Origin of the sequence: Mesorhizobium sp. M7A.F.Ca.US.005.03.2.1, assembly GCF_003997795.1 — a bacterium.
In the GTDB taxonomy this organism is placed as follows: Bacteria; Pseudomonadota; Alphaproteobacteria; order Rhizobiales; family Rhizobiaceae; genus Mesorhizobium; species Mesorhizobium ciceri.
Map to the genome: position 1 here is coordinate 10,876 of NZ_RZRP01000002.1, position 19,395 is coordinate 30,270.

Below are 19,395 nucleotides of genomic sequence, written 5' to 3' on the forward strand. Positions count from 1 at the left end.
GGCCTGTTCTACGTCTGCATCAACGGATGGGAACTGGCTTCGCCGACGTTCCTGTCTTTGATCACCTGAGGGAGATCGCCGGGCGTTATTCCGAAAAATTAGCCGCCAGCGACGGCACCAATCGACTGACCTATTCCGAGCTTTTTCGGGCGGTCGAGGCATTGGCCGGCTGGATTGAAGCCGTCGTTCCCGACGGAAATGCGGTTGGAATACTTCAGGCCAACTCGGTCTGGTACACCGTTGCGATGCTGGCCAGCATGGCATCCGGTCGGCCGTCAGTGCCGCTTAACGTGCGAGATCCGGACTCGCGCATCAACGAAATCGTCGCCGACGCGAGGCTCTCCGCCATAATTGGCGACAAAGGCCTCCACGGCCTTGATCTGCCCCAGCACGTTGCCTGGATCGATATGGCGCAATCATTGCAGGCAACGCCCCATCCAGCCGCACACCGTGTGGTTTCTGTCGATGCACCGGCAATCGTGCTTTATACCTCCGGCAGCACGGGCCGCCCCAAGGGGATTGTCAACAGCCAGCGGAACTTGCTGTGCCGAGTGCAGCAATATGTCGATGCGTGCCACATCAATGCACAGGATGTATTCCTGCCTCTGACCGGCCCGGCAACCATCGCCGGCTGTCGGGAAATTCTTGCCGCTCTTCTCACGGGTGCCACGTTGCAGCTTGTGGAGGTTGAAGCCGTCGGCCTGCGCGCGGTTCGCGGCCGCATGCAATCCGAAGGCGTGACGATCACTTATCTGGTGCCTGCATTGCTTCGCGCTCTCTTGGCGGATGAACCCGCGGACGCCTTTGGTTCGCTCAGAGTTGCCCGAATTGGAGGCGAGAAGGTATCTTCGGCCGACATCCGCCTCGTGCGCAAGGCTGTCCCGCCAAATTGCCTGGTGCAGATCGGCTATTCATCGACGGAAACGACGGGATCGCAGTGGTTCTTGCCGCACGATTGGCCGGAATTCGATTCTTCGGCTCCCGTCGGCTGGCTGCTTCCGGGAATCAGCTTCGCAGTGGTCGATGAAGAGGGTTACCCGGTTCAGCCCGGCAAGATCGGAGAACTGTTGATCAGAAGCCCGTATGTCGCGCTTGGACATTGGGAAAACGGGGCCGTTGTTCCGTTTGAAGTAGACCCCGACGACCAGACGCTTCGCATCTTTACGACGGGCGATCTTGTGCAAATCGGGAGTGACGGCCTGCTGCGGATCATAGGCCGCAAAGGGCGCCAGATAAAGGTCAATGGGCGGCGCGTTGAGCCGGCCGAACTCGAACGGGTTCTGCGTGGCGCGCCGTCGGTGAAGGATGCCGTGGTTATCGTCACCCCGGCGAATGAACTGGTTGCATTCGCCGTACCGCACAGCGGAGCGGGAGCCAGTTTTTGCGACGAGCTGCGCCAACTTGCCAGGACAAAATTGCCGCCGGCGCTTTGCCCGTTGCGACTCCATGCAAGCGCCGAGATACCGCGACTGCCCAGCGGAAAGATCGATATGACAACGCTGGCTGCAATTGACCTTTCGGTTCGGGAAACCACGCCCCCACCGCAAATACCCCATGCGGGACATGAAGTTCCTGCTCATCAGATCGTACGGCGTGCCTGGACCAAGGTCCTCAAGACGCGGGTCGCCCTGGGCTGTTGGGACGAAGCGGGGGGAGATTCGCTGAAGCTGCTGCACTGCGTCATGGAAATCGAAAGCGCGATCGGGCAGGAGCTCGGATTGGAAGCCTTCACGGTTGGAATGAGCTTCGATGAGATGGTTGCAGCGGTCATTTCTGCTCAAGGAGGCGGCGAGCACGCGCCCGCTTGGAAACACGAGCCTCCGCTGCTTTTCCTTTTCCCCGGCTCGGTCGGCTATGGTCCGAGCCTTGCTTCGTTCGCATCGGCAATAAGCAAGGTCGCCAGGGTGTCTCCCATCAGATATCCGGCCCTGGGCATGATCCTGCAAGGTCAGAACACCGTCGCCGCAATGGTCGAAGCTGCAATCGATCATATCAACCGCGTGCAGCCGACCGGCTGTGTTCGCCTGCTTGGTCACTCGCTCGGAGGAGCGGTTGCTTTTGAGGTTGCCGCGCGTCTGCTTGATCAAGGGCGAGCGGTAGCGTTCACGGGCATTCTGGATACCAGCCTGGTTGGCGAACGCAGCAGGCGTTGGGAGACGATTACCCGGACATTTCACCGGATCCGAACCAATCGTATATCGGCTAGTCGAGTGGCATGCCGCGCGCTTGCCAAGGTCGCGGTCAAAATGCACTGCGAATCCCGGCTTGCCAGCTTCCTCGATCGCTATGCCGAGGGTCAGTTCAACCCGACGAGCTTCAGAACCAAACTGGAACTGCAGGAAGTTCTGCGCGCGCGCGCCTTCTTCCAGTGGCTCACAGAACCCAGGCCGATACTGCCGATCACCGGCACCTTGTTCCGTTGCGCGCGGCCCGGAATGCCGCTTGCACTTGGGTGGGATCGGGCATTCGTCCATCTGGACGTCATTCCGATCGCCGGCACTCACATCGACATGGTCGTGGAGCCCCATCTGACCATCAATCGCCCGCTCATCGAAAACGCTGTGACTGAGACCTACTCTTCAATCGAGTCACAGAAACGGGAGGCAGTGTCATCGACCTGATCGGGGAATTCAACAGCGATGTGCTGGCGCTCGATGCCCGGCTGGAGATCGATCGCATCGTCGAGACCTTGCGCGAACAGGTTCTCGGCACACAACGGCGCCGCGGAGTGGTTGTCGGGCTCTCCGGAGGCATCGACAGTTCGGTCGTCGCAACGGTCTGCGCACGCGCGTTCGGCAGGGACAAGGTACTGGGCCTGTTCATGCCGGAGCGCGATTCATCCGGCGACTCGTTGAGGCTTGGCCGCAGCGTCGCCGGGCAGCTTGGCATCGACACAATCCTTGAGGATATCCAGCCGGCGCTCGAGGGCATCGGCGCCTACGCCCGACAGATGGAGGCCATCCGAACTGCCGTCCCTGGATATGGCGAAGGCTGGAAATGCAAGCTGGTCATGGCATCGGTGCTGGAGAGCAGCGGCCTTAATATCACGCGCCTCACCGTCGAGGATCCGGACGGAAAGATCGACACCGTGCGTCTTTCGCCGGCGGCTTACCTGCAGATCGTCGCTGCAACCAACTACAAGCAGCGGGTTCGCAAGATGACTGAATACTATCATGCGGACCGCCTCAACTATGCAGTGGCAGGCACGCCAAACCGGCTCGAATATGACCAAGGCTTCTTCGTCAAGCAGGGCGACGGCGTCGCCGACGTGATGCCGATCGTCCATCTCTACAAGACCCAGGTTTATCAGCTGGCGGAATATCTCGGGATTGACGAGGAGGTCCGAATGAGGCCGCCGACCACGGACACGTTTTCCATGGCGCAAACCCAGGAGGAGTTCTACTTCGCCTTGCCCTATCAGCTGATGGATTTGTGCCTCTACGGCATGAATCACGGAATTTCGGCCGGCGTGGTTGCCGCCGCCGCCGGCCTGACGGCCGAGCAGGTCGAGAAGGTCTATAAGGATATCGTCAGCAAACGCCGCGCCGCCCGCTACCTTCACGCACGGCCGCAGCTGTCCGCTGCGATGGACAGGGATTGACCCATGTGCGGCATCGCCGGAATTGTGGCGCTGAACGCGGCTGCGGAGCCTCCTTCACGAGCCGCGCTTCTACGAATGGCAGCCGCGCTCTCCCATCGAGGCCCGGATGAGAGCGGCGTTTACCGCGACAGGCGGGCGGGGCTGGCGCATACCCGTCTGTCGGTCATCGATCTCTCGACCGGACAGCAGCCCCTCGCGGACACCGGCGATACCACCTGGATCGTGTTCAACGGCGAGATCTTCAACTACGTCGAGCTGCGTGAACAACTCATGGCGCTGGGGCATCGTTTCCGCACCCGCAGCGATACCGAGGTCATCGTGCACGCCTACCGCGCCTGGGGCGTGGCCGCATTCGAGAGGCTAAACGGGCAGTGGGCACTCGCCATCTGGGATTCGCTGACAGGCCGTCTCGTCCTGTCGCGCGACCGGTTCGGCATCTGCCCGCTGCATTTGTGCGAACATGCTGGCCGCCTTCACTTCGCCAGCGAAGTGAAGGCCATTTTCGCAGCCGACCCGGCGATACCGCGGGCCTTCGATCCGGCGGGGATAGACCAGACTTTCACGCTGTGGACGGTCGTACCGCCGCAAGGCGTATTTCAGGGAGTGAAGGAACTTACCCCCGGCCATGTACGCATCTACGACAATGGCAGCGTTCGTGAGCACGCTTTCTGGAAACCTTGTTATCCCGAGATCGCGGACCAGGCCCACGGCACCTTCACCGGCTCACTGGACGATGCGGTGGACGAAGTGCGTAGCGCCTTGCAGGCCGCGACGGCGCTTAGAATGGTCAAGGCGGATGTGCCGGTTGGCTGCTACCTTTCCGGCGGGCTCGACAGCTCACTTGTCGCCATGCTCGGGAGGCGCTTCGCCGGCGCGCCATTCCAGACCTTCTCGTTGCGTTTTGCTGACGCCGAATATGATGAAACCCGTTACCAGCGGCTGGTTGCAAGTGCGAGCGGCGGCGAGCACCACGAGGTGATGGTTTCGCGCGGTGATATTGCCGAGGTTTTCCCAGATGTGATCCGTCACGCCGAGCGTCCGATTCTCAGGACCGCGCCGGCGCCGTTGTTCCTTCTCTCGAGGCTGGTGCGCGAACATGGCATCAAGGTCGTCCTGACCGGCGAGGGCGCCGACGAGATGTTTGCCGGCTACGACCTGTTCCGTGAAGGCAAGGTCCGCCGTTTCTGGGGGCGGCAGCCCGCATCCGCCCGACGCGCGCGACTGCTGGAACGCCTCTACCCCTATCTGAGCCGGTCGCCGGTCAAGCAGCAGGCGATGGCGCGCCAGTTCTTTGGACACGATATCCATGCATTTGGCACGCCCGGCTTCGCGCATGACACCCGCTGGCGCACCACCAGCGCGATAAAACGGCTGTTCTCGGCCGACATGCATGCCGAAGCGGCGCGTCACGACGTGGTGGCAGACCTGCTTGGCCGCCTGCCCGAAGAGTTTCCACGATGGCGTCCTCTCGCGCAGGACCAGTATCTTGAGATCAGGACGCTGATGTCGGGCTACCTGCTCTCCTCGCAGGGTGACAGGATGCTGATGGCCCATTCTGTCGAGGGGCGCTTCCCGTTCCTGGACGACAGGCTCGTGGCCTTGGCGAATTCGCTTCCGCCCGACTACAAGCTGCGCATTCTGGATGAGAAACACGTGCTGAAGCGTGTGGCGAAATCGATCGTGCCCGCGGAAGTCGTGGCCCGCAAGAAGCAACCCTACCGGGCGCCCAACGCACTTTGCTTCACGGGCGATGGCGCACCCGCCTATGTCCGCGAAGCACTCTCCGAGACTGCCCTGCGCGCGGCGAATGTCTTTGATCCGAACTCGGTCGCGCGCCTGCTGGACAAATGCGCTGCCAAGACCGGCGATGGGGATCTGTCCAACTCGGACAACATGGCGATGGTCGGCGTGCTGTCGACGCAGCTCCTCCATCAGCAGTTTGTCGCAAGCCGCCCATCGAGCGCGCATGCGGTCGACCTCAGGATAGATGTCGATCACCTGCACAGGGAAGAGGTGCTGGTATGATGCATGGCGCCGTACCTCTGCTGGACGATTACCTCAGTCATTCGGCCGAGCGGCTCGGCGGCAAGGTAGCGCTGGTGTGCGGCGAGCACCGGCTCACCTATGACGAGCTTGAGACACGCTCCAGCGCGGTCGCCCGTCATCTCGTCACGTCCGGGGTCGCCCCCGGTGACCGCGTTATGATCTTCGCCGACAACACCGTCGAGACCGTGGTCAGCTTCTGGGCGGTTCTCAAGGCGAGCGCCGTTGTGTGCGTCGTCAATCCGCTCACCAAGAGCGACAAGCTGGGGTATTTGCTCAACGATTGCCTTCCGGCAGCATTGATCACCGACAAACATTTGCAGCCGGTCTTTGCTGAGCCGGCGCGTAACTGTCCGTCGCTGCGGCGGCTCATCGTCTCCGGTCAGGTGGACGACGCCGAGCTCCGGGGATTGCCGCATGCCGTGCGCTGGGATGAGGCGGCTGCCAGCCACGGCAAAGCGCCGGCCCGCCGCCGCATCGATATCGATCTCGCAGCCATCATCTACACGTCGGGCTCGACCGGCGAACCCAAAGGCGTGATGCTGACACACAGGAACATGATGACAGCCTGCACGTCTATCGCCTCGTACCTTGAGCTTGGCGAAGACGACGTGATCCTCAATGTCTTGCCCCTGGCCTTCGACTACGGCCTCTATCAGATGATAATGGCATTCCGTACCGGGGCGCGGTTGGTCCTCGAGCGCTCGTTTGCCTTCCCCGCACAGATACTTGCGATCATCGAAAGGGAGAGAGTTACAGGCTTTCCCGGCGTGCCGACCATCTTTGCCGCACTGTCGGATCTCAGGACGCTGAAGGCAAATGATTTTGCAAGCATAAGGTATGTCACGAACACGGCGGCAGCCCTGCCGCTTAAGCACATTCGCCTGCTCCAGGAACTGTTTGCCGCCGCCCGCATCTATTCGATGTACGGCCTGACCGAATGCAAACGCTGCACCTATCTTCCGCCGGACGATCTTGCCCGAAAACCGTTGAGCGTGGGGATCGCCATCCCGAACACCGAAATGTGGATTGTCGATGAGGATGACCGAAGGGTTGGTCCCAATGTCGTCGGTCAGTTGGTCATCCGCGGGGCAACGGTCATGAAGGGCTACTGGGGTAAGCCGGAGGCTACCGCGAAGAAGCTCAAGCCAGGTCCTTTGCCCGGCGAGCAGGTTCTGTACACCGGCGACTACTGCCGAATGGACGAGGAAGGCTACCTCTATTTTGTCGGCCGCAGCGATGAGATCATAAAATCGCGGGGAGAAAAGGTGGCGCCTAGGGAAGTCGAAAACGTGCTGATGGAAATCCCGGGAGTACGGGAAGCCGCGGTTGTCGGAGTACCTGACGACCTGCTGGGGCAAGCAGTGAAAGCGTTTGTCGTCATGGAGCAAGGAACGATCATGGGCGAAAAGCAGCTGCGGATGGAATGTCAAAAGCGATTGGAAAACTTCATGATTCCGAAGTCCATCCAAATTGTGTCCAGTCTGCCGATGACGGACACGGGCAAGCTCAAGAAAATGGCGCTGTCATAAAGCAATTTACGGAATTATTTGGATCGGAGGCCAATTCAATGCTGAGCACGAACAACAGAATTGACACCTACAGCGATCAAATCCGCGCCTTTCTGGCGTCAAACTTCTACGTAGCCGACCCGCGTGCGCTGGAAGTTGAAACGTCGTTGCTCGACCAGGGCATCATAGACTCGACTGGAGTGCTTGAAGTTATCGGATTCGTCGAGGAGACATTCGGCATCACTGTCGAGGACAGTGAACTTCTGCCGGAGAATTTCGATTCCATCCAGGGAATTGCACGTTACGTGGTCAGCAAGGAAAACTGATCGCCGGGCTACGGCTTGAGGGCGTCGTCCCAACCGGGCGCGCAAACCCATGGCGCGGCTCACGCTGACGCTTTGGCCCGTGCACAAACCACCCTGGCTTCACCGGCTTTGTTCGCAACCGTGCGAATGCTCTCATAGGCTTTGGAACGCTCAACCAAACTCATGACCTGCCGGTCTTGGCCAAGCCCGACCTCGAAAAGTAGCATGCCACCTTGCCGCAGATAGTGCTGCGCCTCCTTGATCACCCGCATATGAATGCTCAGGCCGTAAGGCCCGGCAGCGAACGCCTCACGGGGTTCAAGTTCCATCAGATGCGCGCGGTCGTTTTCGAGCCGCTTCTCCGAGATGTAAGGCGGGTTGCAGACGACCAGGTCGATCGTACCTTCGAGCTCCAGACCCGAGAAGGAATTGAAGAGGTCGCCCTGTAGCACCGAAATACGTCCGGCCAGGCCAAGATGGGCAACGTTCCGGCAGGTGGTTTCGACGCAGCTGTCGGTAAGATCGCTCGCCCAGACGCGCGCGGTGGGGACCTTGTATCCAATGGCGCAGGCGAGATTGCCCGCCCCGCAGCACATGTCCACGACACGCGGTACCGGCCTGTTAAGTTCACGAAGGACATTGAGGGCGGTGCTGCCGAGCAGTTCCGTCTCCGGGCGAGGGACGAGCACGCCGGGCGCGACAACCAACTTCAGCCCCATGAAGTCGGTGCGGCCGGTGCTGTAGGCGCTGGCGACATCTATTTCACCAATCACGGCAAACCCGCTTTCTTGATTTCCCCATGTTGATTTCTCAGGCGCCCGGTCTTCATGCCATGGGCGAGCCATCAGCAACGTCGTTCCCGGCTCGGTTCACGTCCGCGCAACTACTGGATCGCCGCGCTCTGCAGTTCGCTGCTGAACCTCACCTCGATGGTGTCTCCAGGCGCAACCTCGGTGTCCTGGTCGACCGGTCGACCTCTTGACGCGTCGCCGGCCCCGCCGGTTATTGTGATCCGCGCCTGAAAGGTTTCGCCGGCGACGGGCAGTGGAAGCGCGGACGCCCCTGATGGCTGAAGCTTCTGGCTGGCTGCGTGGAGCCTTGCAGTGGTCTCGGCGAGGCGAAGGTCGGTGTCCCTCAATTCGTTCAGAAGGCCGATCCTTCTTTGATTTTCATTGCGTTCCTGCTGCCTGACGGAGTCTTCCTGCTGGCGCCGCGTTCTCATCAGTTCGACCGAGGTCTCGAGCGCCCGGCTCGACGACATCAGCACGGCACGTCTGACGTCGGCGAGCCTGCTGTTGGTCAGGTTGCCCGATTCGAACGATTTGGTGACCCGCGCAAGATCGTCCTCATCCTGTTTCACCGCGGCCGCTTCCGTCTGCTCGCGCTTGAGCAGAACTTCGACCTGAGCCTCGGCATCCTTGGCGGTCTTGTCGAGATAGCTTTGCTCCTGCTGAAAATTGTTCAGCGAAATCTTGAGGCCCTCCGCTTCCGCCTGCGCGACCGCCGATATCAATGCATTCGACAGGGGCGAGCCTTGCGGCGGTTGCATGTCAAATTCTGCCTGGTTCTGAAGTTCGGCGCGGATGCGCGCGCCATGAAAGTAGTCTCTGATGTAGTCCCCCCAGATCGACTCGTAGTCGCGTCGCAGATCAACGGGATCAGGTCCGCTTTGGCTTGCCCGAGACCGCAGGAGACTAAAACCGCCGGCGACGGCAATTGCCTGTCGGACAGTCATGAGTGGCCGGTAAGTCTGCTGCCCTGGTGTCAGCACATCGCCAGTCACATAGATCGGACGGTACTCCGCGATCACGGCCGTGACGTCGCTCGGCTTGATGACGATCATTTGCTCCCGTCCATCAGGCAGGCGCTGATGGACTATCTTGGTTGGCAGCACCGCCTCCATGCGCGTCTGCAATTCTGCCGGCGTCAGCCCGCCAACCGGGATCATCCCGAACTCGGGCAGCGCGATCGAGCCATCCATTTGCACGATCGCGCGTTGCGTTCGCTCCGCTATGGAGGCTATTCCTATCTCCACCGTATCGCCGGGCGACAGCTTATAGGCCACCGGCGCTTCAGCCGCGGCTGCGATATCCAGGGCCAGGCAGCCGGCAAGGGCTGCAAAGAAAATTCGGCTAACGAAGGCCATCGATGGCAATCTCCCTTTAATTCAGGCCCGGCTGCTGCGGCCAATCGAGATGGGCGACGAATTCGTAGACCGGTCCACCAGGCACCCCCCAATTGCTCGACCAGATCACTTGCGACCCATCAGGGGACGGTGAGGCATGTGTCTCGCTCCAATAGTCGAACGGAGCGTTTCGCGTCTGCACGATGCGTCGGACCTCCTGACGACCGTCGACACGCAGCGCGATCACTTCACGCGTGTATGGCGCCCAGTCCGGGTGGCTCCGAACCTCATCGGGATTGCCCCCGTAACTTATAAATGCCCATTCGGGCCTGTCCAAAGCACGCAGCGACGTATGCTCGGCCTCACCGTACTTCGTGAGCGACGTGACCTTTCCATCGGACAGCCGACGCTTGATCACCTGATATTTGTCCGGAGCGGATTTGCTGGTTCCGACGTAAATTTCGCTGCCATCCGCATCGAGAGTCAAATCGCCATGGCCGGGCCGATGATGATCCTTCCACGTTTGGCGCAGGGTGCCGTCGACTGCGAAAATGGCTCGCTGTTCGGTGCCGTCGACCAGATTTTGGAAACACAGGATGTTCTCTCCGAGCGGAGAAATGGTGCAGGAACTGGTCGTTCCGGCAACCTGGGCGAGATCGATGTCCGGGTATTTCAGACGCCGGTCGATGTCGTATGCGAAAACGACAGCAGCTCCATCATTGCGGGTCGCGCGTACGGCAATGCGGTTGCCGTCACGACTAGGATTTCCCTTGGACGGGCCGAATTCGAGATCCCGATATTTCGTTGCGGAATACACTATGTCCTCACGATTGGTGCGGGGCGCCCAGATCGAAATCTTTTGACCATCGACACAGATCATCATCTCCGCGTTTCGAGGGCGCCATTCGCACTCACCCGACTTGTTGCGATGAAACAAAGGGAGGTAGGTTTTCCCGTCGAGGAAACACATGCCGTTGCAGCCGTTCATGAGGACGAGGAGGCTCTGATCCGCATTCCAGGCTTGCGCGCTCGAGTAGCGATGACTGCAGTATATTTTGCCGCAGACAATTCCGCTGCCAAGCGCTCCGGGCTGAGTGATCCGAGTAAAGCGGATCCCTGTCGCCGGATCAGTTGCAGGTTTCAGATAAGCGGGCAGATCCATTGCCGGCTCCGTGCCTGCCGCACCGCTCGGCCGGTTTACGGCTGTGTGCAGCGCCAGCAGCGCGGCCATCAACAGCAAAGCTGGTATGAGCCGCGGAAAGGTCATGTCATGTAGCTCATTTCGCGTCGGACGCGGCCTTCGCTGAGGCGCGAGCGCCACCACTCGATGGTCTTTTCCAGACCATCACGCAAGCTCGTATGTGCCCGCCATCCGACTTTACTTTCAAGGTTCGAGGAATCGGCGAGCAACGCGCGAACCTCGGAGTTTTGCGGCCGCATCCGGCTTTCATCTCGACGAACTGGTTTCCTGGTGCCACTCAACTCGAGCACCAACTCCAAAACGTCCGAGACACTGACGGCGCGCTGGCTGCCTGCATTGTAGGCATGGCCAAATTCAAGCTCGGCCGCCCCTGCCGCCACAAATGCCGCCGCAGTGTCCTCCACAAAGGTAAGGTCGCGGATAGGGCTGGTGTCGCCGACCATGATCGCCGGACAGTTCTCGTCCAGAGCCTGCCTTATGATGGTCGGCACGATGGCCCGCTCGCTCTGGCGCGGCCCGTATGTATTGAACGGTCGCAGGATGACCACCGGCACATCGAAGGACCTGGCATAGGACGCCGCCATCATGTCTGCGCCGATCTTGGACGCAGAGTAGGGGGACTGTCCCTGCAGTGGGTGGGATTCGTCGATCGGCATGGTCAGAGCGGTGCCATAAACCTCGCTCGTGGACGTATGCACAATGCGTTCGGTTTCCCAGTGGCGTGCCGCTTCGAGGACATTCACGGTGCCCAGCACATTGGTTTCCACATAGGATTGGGCAGCCGCGTAGGAGTAGGGAATCGCAATCAGCGCAGCCAGATGAAACACCGCCGCCTGGCCGCGCACGATCCGGTTGATGAACGCGCTGTCACGAACATCCCCACGAATGCATTGCAACTGGCTTCGAACGTGGTCGGGTAAATCGTCCAGCCAGCCATGGCTGTCGAACGAGTTGTATAGGGCCAGTGCCGTGACATCGGCGCCTTCGTGCACCAGCGCTTCCGTGAGGTGGGATCCGATAAATCCATCCGCACCCGTGACCAGGACCTTCCTGCCGCGATAGCTCACGACTGTGCACTCCTTTGATCGTGTGAGCTGTCAAACTGGCGAACGAACAACAATCCATTCATGCCAAACTCTCCTCACCTTCCAACTCTACCCACTCGCCGCGGGAGGCAGGGACACGCCGAAAACCGCCCTGAAGCCTCGCATTATCCAGACGAGGTCCGATGCAATCGTGCGCCGCGGATAGTAGGCGAGGTCGATCGTTGCCTTGGCCGGGAACAGGACCTCTCGATAAAACAGGAGCGGATCAAGGGTGGGCGGGTAAAAACAGGCTTCGTGACGGAATAGAACCTGGGTCGGGCCGAGCAGGCCGGGCTTCCACTGCAGGACGGCTTCATTGCCGCCGCGGAAACAATCGGCGAAGGCAAGGCTTTCCGGCCGCGGGCCGACAATTGCCATGTCTCCCGTAAAAACGTTCCACAGTTGCGGCAACTCATCAAGTTTCGTTGCCGCGAGAAAACGGCCTATCCGCGTCATCCGGCTGTCATCGTTCATGGTCAGCGCAAGGCCGAAAGGATCGGCTGTTGTCTTGAATTTGCGGAACTTGTACATGCGAAACGGTTTTGCGCCGGCACCCAGGCGCGTCTGTGCGAAAAGCACGGGCCAACCACCCTCGACAAAGAGTGCGACAGCAATCAGTAGCATCAGCGGAGCGAGTGCCATTCCCGCTGCTGCGGCGAGGATGATATCCATCGCGCGCCTGGCAATTCCGTGGCTGGTGCCAGCTACGGCGGGCCGATGCATCGTCACGTCGAGTGCGTTCATGCCGCGGCTCCCGCGCGCCCGCTGCTTTCAATCGCGGTGGCCAACGCAACAACCACCGACTCGATCGCACTTGCCGTAATTTGCGGATGTAGTGGAATCGTCAACTCCCGCTGCGCGAAATCCTCGGTCTTCGGCAGATGGATTTCAGTGAACATTTGGCGATAGAGCGTCATCTGGTGCACGGGCGTATAGTGGATTGTGGTCTGTATTCCCTTCGTTCGCAGATGGTCGATCACCGTTTGCCGGTCGACGTCATGTGGCAGGAGGACAGGCATGATGTGATAGGCCGAGGTCCGCGGTTTGCAGAACGGAACTGTCACAGCCGAGCAATAGTCTGCGATCAGACGTCGATAGAGGACGACCAATATGCGCCGGATTTCATTCCATTCCTGCAGGTTCTGAAGCTGGACCAAGCCAATAGCGGCGCGCAATTCATCCATGCGATAATTGAAACCGAGCATCGTCACATCGTATTGCGGCGTGCGGCTGTTCAGCCGCTGATGTGTGCCGCTGGTCATCCCATGTCCGCGAGCCTGGCGGATCGCTTCACGGAGCTGTGCATCCCGGGCGATTACGGCCCCACCTTCCGCGGTGGTCATGTTCTTGTTGCCGTAGAAGCTAAAGGCCGCGGCCGCACCGTAAGTCCCCACCTCCTTAAGGCCGGGAGCATGCGCGGCATCCTCGACGATATGCAGTCCTCGCACACGGGCAAATCTCTGCCATTCTTCCCGGTCGGCGAGGTAGCCGGCAAAGTGGACGAGAATGACGGCCTTGGTGCGTCCGGTGCACTTGGCTTCCGCGTCGCTTAGGGACATCAGTGGCACTTCGGCCGACTCTATGTCGACGAATACCGGTGTTGCTCCTACGTAGAGCACTGCATTCGCGGTCGCCACGAAGGTCAGCGAGGGAACCAGAACTTCGTCTCCGGGACCGATCCCAAGTGCATGGAGAATGAGATGCAGGGCGGCGGTGCAAGAGCTGACGGCAACGCAATCGACCGCATCATGCACGGCCGCGAAGGCCTCTTCAAAGGCTCGTACCTGGTCCCCCATCGTCAGCCACCCACTGTCGACAACTTTGGCCAAGGCCGCCTTTTCCGGAAAGCCAAGAATAGGAGCGCTGACCAAGAGCATTACGACCTCCTCATGTTGGCGTGGTCGAGCGTTCAGCCCTCAAGCGGCCGCTGCCGAGACCTCGATCGATGCGGACTGCTCTTCCCAGGCAATGGTTTGTGCGTTTTGAAAATCTTCAACGCGTCCGATATCCAGCCAAAGCCCGTCATGTTTGTAGACGTGCACATTCGTGCCGTTTTGCATCATCTGCAGCATGAGATCGTCGAATCCGAAGGCGATGCCGTCAGGTATAAAACGAAAAACGTCTGGATTCATGCAATATATTCCCATGCTTACCAGATGGGATAGCGTCGGTTTTTCACGAAATACTTGAACGGTATTGTCGACCTCGTCGATGACGCCGAAGTCCATCTTGATGACGCGGGATGCGGTGGCTATGGTGACTGGATCCGTGTGTGTGCGGTGTGATGCCACAAACCGGCTGAGACTGAGATCGGTAAGTACGTCCCCATTGAGAACAATGAACGGCTCGTCCAGTTCCTCCCTGATCAGGGAGAGTGGGCCAATGGTGCCGAGAGGTTCCAGTTCCTGGGTGTAGCGTATCCTTAGATTCCACTGGGATCCGTCCCCGCATACGGTGCGGATCAAGTGCCCCAGATAGCCGGTCGTGACGTAGACTTCCTGAATGCCGTTCCGCCGCAGCCACTTCAAAAGCAATTCAAGAACCGGTCGAGCACCGATCGGCATGAGAGGCTTGGGCAATATGGATGTGAAAGGCCGAAGGCGTGTTCCCATTCCACCGCACTGAATGACCGCTTTCATCTCGTCCTCCTATTGATACGACTGTCGCGGTGTGATGGGTCCAACCCACCCGGCCGGAAGGCACGCCAGTGTTGGTTTTGCCTCTCCGGAGTGCAGCGATGGTAAGTGGCGCTTGAGAAGGCGTCGTCGTGCATTTGAATGGCACTTTCCCGGCCTTTTGATTCAATATTCCAGTTGGCAGCGCATGGGCGCGGCAGGGCGATCAGAGCTGGGAACTGTTCACATGTCCGGCGCCGGCAACGACCTTCTCGGAAGGGCATCGCTACCGTTCGTACGAAAAAAACACTTCAACATCTGGCCCTGAAATGTGTGCGATTGTAAGCTATATTAGAAGGTTGAAATGTGCCGATGGGCGGCGGCGAGCGTCGACATACGGGGGATCAGCGGGCGGCTGATCTGTGTTGGGTCACCGCACAGTCCATCCAAAGGGAGGTTTCGGCAGCTAGGGACACATGCGGGCTGCCAAAAGGTGGGTGGTTCATGTATCGTATTATCATCGCCGATGATCACGGCTTGTATCGTCGTGGGCTGCGACTGGCTTTGATGGCCGGCATTCCAGACTTGGAAATATTCGAAGCGGCGTGTTTTGATACCGTCATAAGCCTGCTTGAAGATCAGGCGCCTGTTGATCTCGCCATCATCGACCTGAACATGCCGGGACTGTCCGGTCAGGACGACCTTCGCGACGTCTTACCGGCTCATCCCGACACACGGTTTGCAATTGTCTCAGGGACCGATTCACGCGCCGAGATTCTAACTGCCCTCTCGATTGGACTTCATGGCTATATCGTAAAGTCCCAAACGGACGAGGAGGTGGTCCTGGCGGTGAACGAAATCCTGGCTGGCCGCATTTACGTTCCGGCACTTCTTTCACAAAGGTCCAAGGAGTCGGTGCGCCTTCCATCCGAGGCTCCCACGCAAATGCCCCACAGGACCATCAGCGTCAACAATCTGGGCAGGCTTACGTCCAGACAGAAGGAAGTCCTCAGGTTGATGGCTGAAGGTTACTCGAACAAAGAGATTGCCCGCTCTCTTGAAATTGCAGAAGCGACGACGAAGATTCATGCGGCTGCCGTCCTGCGCGAACTTGGGGCACGAAACCGGACGGAAGCCGCGGTTTTGCTGAAGACATGGGCCGCCAGGGACATCAACTAGCGCCGATTGCTTTTGGCGGCAGCCGGACCGAATATTTCAGTCCGTGATCCAGCATCTCAAGCTTGGAAGAGTGGCCCACGATAGGCTCACCGCCGGCTCCGATAATCAACGACCCAAAACCACGCCGAGCCGAGGTGGAGACCCGGCGCTCTCCCGATTCCGACCATTCAAACACTATGTCGGCGCCGGGCTCCTGGGCCACGAATTGCCACACGACCTTGATCCGTCCTGCCGGAGTGCCGAGAGCCCCATGCTTCACGGAATTGGTCGTAAGCTCGTGAACGATCATTGCGAAGCTCTCAGCCGAACCCTCAGCCATTTTTATTTCGGGTCCACTGATCGAAATGTCATGCGTCCCCATATAGGGCTGCAATTCCTGAACGATGAGGTCACGCAGGGAAGCCGACAGGCTGCCATCGCGTGAAAGAAGCAGATGCGTCGCCTGGAGTGCGCCGATCTTTTCGATCAGTGTCTGCTTATAGCTGGCGATATCATTGTCGGGGGCACCAACCATATTCACAAGCGCCGTGATCACCGGAAACAGATTGTTGAGCCTATGGCGCTGTTCAAGCATGGCCCGCTCTCGCTTCTTCGCCGCAGCCCGCAGCAGAATGGTTATGCGCCGATCGGTGAGATCCGCGGCGACTCCTATTCGCTGTGCACGACCGTCGCGCAATTCGTCCCGTCCCCGAAGCGCAATCCAGCGGATATGTCCGCCAGTTCGCCTGATGCGGATCTCAGCGTCATAGTCGGCGCCTGATGCAAGCTCTCCCGGGGCCATCAGATTAGGCAAGTCGGCCGGGTGAACGACCGCAGTCAATTCCTGCAATGGACGGCTCGGCGCGGGTGCCAGCCCCATCATTTCCCAGAACGCGGCTGAGCCCTTCACGGACCCGCTCTCGAAATCTATGCGCCATGTTCCCAACCGGCTTGACGATAGCGCCAGGTCCAACCATTCCTTCTGAGCCCGGAGTGCCTCGCGGGCGGTTCGCTCTCCCGATATGTCGTCCACCACTACAAAAATGCTTTGAGGGAGAGCATCGGCTGGCACGGCCAAAGACAGGGCCAATCTTGTCCACAAAATCGTGCCGTCTCTTCTCAGGAGACGGATCTCCGAGCCGAACGAAGTCGTGTCTTTCAGGCGAGTCAACGCTTCCGCCAAGGTGTGGTTGTCGTCGGGGTGGACGAGTGCGCTGAGCGGCAGACTTGAAAGCTCCTCCTCGACATACCCTGTCATCTCACAAAGACGCTTGTTGGACCGTTGCAACTCTCCGTTCTCATTCATGTTGGCAAAGCCAATGGCGGCACGTTCGAATGCCCAGCGATACCTGTTTTCGGTTGCTTCCAAGGCCGCGAGTCTAGCCTCCGCAACCTGCAAAAGGGTGCGGTAGTCCTGCCTCTGCCGGTGGAAAGTCAGGGCGATCATCCCCCCTGCAACCAGCAGCAGAATGGCTTGAACCCAAAGGCCGACATCGATTGGATGGTGCAGGACATCCCGCGTCAACAAGCCGACGGCAACCATCACAAATGTTGCCGCAAGAGCGATCATGCGATCTTCGAGATATGAGATGGCAATAATGGCGGGAACAAACTCAAAAAAGCCGATGTCGTATGCCACAGAGGTCGGCAGCGCTGTCTCGACTGCAAGTGTCGCTATCAGGAGCGACATCGAGGCAAGGCGGGTCAGCAACTTGCCTGAGCTGTTCGGATGCAAACTGAGCGAATGCAAACGCATGTGCCAGACTATAACCTTCTGACTAGTCCGTCGAGATTAGACCGAAAAGCGTACAGACTAGTCCGACCGCAGGATTGTTCCCCGGGATTGTAGCGCGCATTTTGTCCGATGTCGGGGGCGGATCGGACCGCTACTCTCCAAGCGACCTGACTGACATGTTTAAGGCACCTCCTTTTGACTGGGAGGCGTTGCCGTTTTGCGGGAGGTAAGAAAATGGCACTGGTTGGTAGGCAAGATGATGGAATTCTTGGTCGCCAATATGGAAGTTTCGGGGGAAAGCCTGTCTCCGCCTTGAGAACGCAAGGTGAGCATGCTTCCGCTTGGCATCAAGCACCGCAACGGTTCGACAGCGTTGCTGTCGAGCCACGGCAGAGCAGCCTTGCATCTGTGGTGAGAATGCTTGATCGCATCGGTTGTGGCTACCTGATCCTGAACAGCGACAGGAAGGTCATGGAGTGGAATTCAGCCGCTCAAAACACCTTGGAGCGCGAAGGCGAGGCAGCCGATACGGCCAGCAAGGTATTTGCTGCGCTGAGACGGCTGATCGCAAACGTGCCGGGCAATTTTTCTCCTGGCACGCTTTCATGGGTGGTGATCCGAGGTATGGGCGACAGGCCCCTGATATTGAACGAGAAGGGCATAGCAACGCCTGACGCGACAAGCATCGTGGCGCTGCTGGATCGTGAAAACAGGTCCGGGCCAAATCCCCAGACGCTGCAAAGAATGTTTGGTCTGACGAGTGCCGAAACGCAGCTCGCACTGCGCTTGGCGCAGGGCGATGCCCCTTTGGAAATAGCCCGCAAGCGGCGCTTGAGCCGGACCACGATAAGGTCGCAGCTGGCGTCGCTGTTCGCCAAGACCGAAACACGGCGACAGGCGGAACTGGTAGCTCTTCTTGGGCGCATATGCGTTTTGCCGTGAGGCAAACGCCTTTACCATGCGCGCGCACAACAGGCTTGTGCGCGCAATCTGTCGCTGATGTGCTTGTCGGCCAGCCTCACCTTACCGCCGTCGCGTGCGCACCCGGCCCAATCTTGGGCGGATTGCAAACACGTGATTAAGCACGTGCCAGCCCGCCACCTTCATGACGGAAGGCCGGAAGATCTGAATCCCATCCAGGAACGTAGTCAACCAGGACTGCTGGTGGAACCGCATGGGAATACGAGCAACCCGCAGCGCCCGCAGCAATGTCTCGGGAGGCGGGAGATGGTTGCGGTCTTTGATGAGATTCCAGTTAAGCTGCTTGACGGCGAGAGTCACTTCGTCGACCTCGCGGAAACTCTTTGACGTGGTAATGCTTGGATGGCTCGTTGCATCATAAAAGGTAAGCGGATCGCTTATCGCCACCATGTCCCCATGGCTGGCTAGATCGACGAAGAACAGTTGATCCACTCCGGCCGGAATCTCTTTGTGCGTGCGCATCAAGCAGCCGGCACGAATGACGTCGCTGTTGATCAGCAATGTGGATGGAATGATCCCCAGGCAGCGTGTCGCGCGCACCAGATAGAGGTCCATCAGGCACTGCTGGCTGGAATAAAGGGAGATCGCTTCCTGCTCCTTGGGGACTTGGCGAAATCTCACTCGCTTGTCCTCGATTATGTTTGCGGCAGACGTCATGAAGGCGACCGACGGGTGCTGTTTGGCAACTTCGGCGAATGTCCTGAGTGCACCTGGCGCAAGCCAGTCATCGTCGTGCAGCAACTTGATCCACCGTCCAGAGCAAGCCAGCATAGCGTTGTTGGTGTTCTCCACCTGACCGCGACCTCGGCTGTTCTCGATGATGCGGATGCGAGGTTCGCTTCGTGCATAGTCGGTCACGATAGCCCAGGTCTCGCCCTCCGGTCCCTCGTCGTCGCTCACGACCAACTCCCAATCGGAGTAATCCTGACCCAGGACGCTGTCGATCGCCCTGCGGATCGTATCGGGCCGGCGAAAGGTTGGTATCCCGACAGAGATAAAAGGGCGTGACCATGAGACATTGGCACGGTCATGCTG

16 protein-coding genes are annotated in these 19,395 nt (G+C 59.3%); 7 read left to right on the top strand and 9 right to left on the bottom strand.

The features are described 5' to 3' along the window. Window positions 1-26: 26 nt before the first annotated feature. Genes EN991_RS00185 through EN991_RS00205 form a run of 5 tightly spaced genes read left to right on the top strand, consistent with a single transcriptional unit; the run spans window position 27 to window position 7,481 of the window. Window positions 27-2,621 carry an AMP-binding protein gene (locus EN991_RS00185; RefSeq protein WP_127367927.1) on the top strand — a complete coding sequence of 865 codons (2,595 nt, stop codon included), beginning with the start codon at window positions 27-29 and terminating at the stop codon, window positions 2,619-2,621. Beyond that, entirely contained in the window at window positions 2,618-3,601 is a 984-nt protein-coding gene (nadE, locus tag EN991_RS00190) for an NAD(+) synthase (RefSeq protein WP_281040637.1), read from the top strand. Before EN991_RS00185 ends, nadE begins: the two co-directional genes overlap by 4 nt. A 3-nt stretch (window positions 3,602-3,604) precedes the next feature. Next, window positions 3,605-5,626 (top strand): asparagine synthase (glutamine-hydrolyzing), encoded by a 2,022-nt coding sequence (gene asnB, locus EN991_RS00195; RefSeq protein WP_127367928.1) that lies wholly within the window; start codon window positions 3,605-3,607, stop codon window positions 5,624-5,626. Then, the gene (locus EN991_RS00200; RefSeq protein ID WP_164753422.1) at window positions 5,623-7,176 is read left to right on the top strand and encodes an AMP-binding protein; all 1,554 of its coding nucleotides are present in this window, start codon (window positions 5,623-5,625) and stop codon (window positions 7,174-7,176) included. Before asnB ends, EN991_RS00200 begins: the two co-directional genes overlap by 4 nt. A 38-nt stretch (window positions 7,177-7,214) precedes the next feature. Beyond that, a complete protein-coding gene (locus EN991_RS00205; RefSeq protein WP_013533122.1) occupies window positions 7,215-7,481 on the top strand; it encodes an acyl carrier protein in 267 nt (88 codons plus the stop codon). Window positions 7,482-7,540: 59 nt separating this feature from the next. Here the strand turns inward: EN991_RS00205 and EN991_RS00210 are convergent, their stop codons facing one another. The 7 genes from EN991_RS00210 to EN991_RS00240 all read right to left on the bottom strand — a co-directional run bounded on the left by EN991_RS00210 (window position 7,541) and on the right by EN991_RS00240 (window position 14,510). Further along, the gene (locus EN991_RS00210; RefSeq protein WP_164753432.1) at window positions 7,541-8,233 is read right to left on the bottom strand and encodes a class I SAM-dependent methyltransferase; all 693 of its coding nucleotides are present in this window, start codon (window positions 8,231-8,233) and stop codon (window positions 7,541-7,543) included. 110 nt (window positions 8,234-8,343) lie between these two features. Continuing rightward, window positions 8,344-9,606 carry a polysaccharide biosynthesis/export family protein gene (locus EN991_RS00215; protein WP_063167489.1) on the bottom strand — a complete coding sequence of 421 codons (1,263 nt, stop codon included), beginning with the start codon at window positions 9,604-9,606 and terminating at the stop codon, window positions 8,344-8,346. A gap of 16 nt (window positions 9,607-9,622) precedes the next feature. Continuing rightward, entirely contained in the window at window positions 9,623-10,852 is a 1,230-nt protein-coding gene (locus tag EN991_RS00220; protein WP_127367929.1) for a hypothetical protein, read from the bottom strand. After that, window positions 10,849-11,853 carry an SDR family NAD(P)-dependent oxidoreductase gene (locus EN991_RS00225; RefSeq protein WP_064994999.1) on the bottom strand — a complete coding sequence of 335 codons (1,005 nt, stop codon included), beginning with the start codon at window positions 11,851-11,853 and terminating at the stop codon, window positions 10,849-10,851. The genes EN991_RS00220 and EN991_RS00225 overlap by 4 nt, the downstream gene beginning before the upstream one ends. An 87-nt stretch (window positions 11,854-11,940) precedes the next feature. After that, window positions 11,941-12,615: a sugar transferase gene (locus EN991_RS00230; protein WP_127367930.1), complete on the bottom strand. Its 675-nt coding sequence runs from the start codon at window positions 12,613-12,615 to the stop codon at window positions 11,941-11,943. Beyond that, window positions 12,612-13,748 (bottom strand): DegT/DnrJ/EryC1/StrS aminotransferase family protein, encoded by a 1,137-nt coding sequence (locus EN991_RS00235; protein WP_013533116.1) that lies wholly within the window; start codon window positions 13,746-13,748, stop codon window positions 12,612-12,614. The genes EN991_RS00230 and EN991_RS00235 overlap by 4 nt, the downstream gene beginning before the upstream one ends. A 39-nt stretch (window positions 13,749-13,787) precedes the next feature. After that, window positions 13,788-14,510 carry a sugar phosphate nucleotidyltransferase gene (locus EN991_RS00240; protein ID WP_013533115.1) on the bottom strand — a complete coding sequence of 241 codons (723 nt, stop codon included), beginning with the start codon at window positions 14,508-14,510 and terminating at the stop codon, window positions 13,788-13,790. 480 nt (window positions 14,511-14,990) lie between these two features. Here EN991_RS00240 and EN991_RS00245 point away from each other — a divergent pair, with 480 nt between their 5' ends. Further along, window positions 14,991-15,665, top strand: coding sequence for a response regulator transcription factor (locus tag EN991_RS00245; protein ID WP_013533114.1), 675 nt, complete (start codon window positions 14,991-14,993; stop codon window positions 15,663-15,665). Here EN991_RS00245 and EN991_RS00250 read toward each other — a convergent pair. After that, the gene (locus EN991_RS00250; RefSeq protein WP_127366184.1) at window positions 15,658-17,400 is read right to left on the bottom strand and encodes a PAS domain-containing protein; all 1,743 of its coding nucleotides are present in this window, start codon (window positions 17,398-17,400) and stop codon (window positions 15,658-15,660) included. The genes EN991_RS00245 and EN991_RS00250 overlap by 8 nt on opposite strands. A gap of 213 nt (window positions 17,401-17,613) precedes the next feature. On the opposite strand from EN991_RS00250, the gene EN991_RS00255 reads away from it, so the two are divergent. After that, complete coding sequence (locus tag EN991_RS00255; RefSeq protein WP_013533112.1) at window positions 17,614-18,321, top strand: helix-turn-helix transcriptional regulator; 708 nt, start codon at window positions 17,614-17,616, stop codon at window positions 18,319-18,321. Between the two features lie 81 nt (window positions 18,322-18,402). Here EN991_RS00255 and EN991_RS00260 read toward each other — a convergent pair. Continuing rightward, window positions 18,403-19,395: glycosyltransferase family 2 protein (locus tag EN991_RS00260; protein ID WP_164768810.1), on the bottom strand; the 993-nt coding region annotated here is incomplete at its 5' end.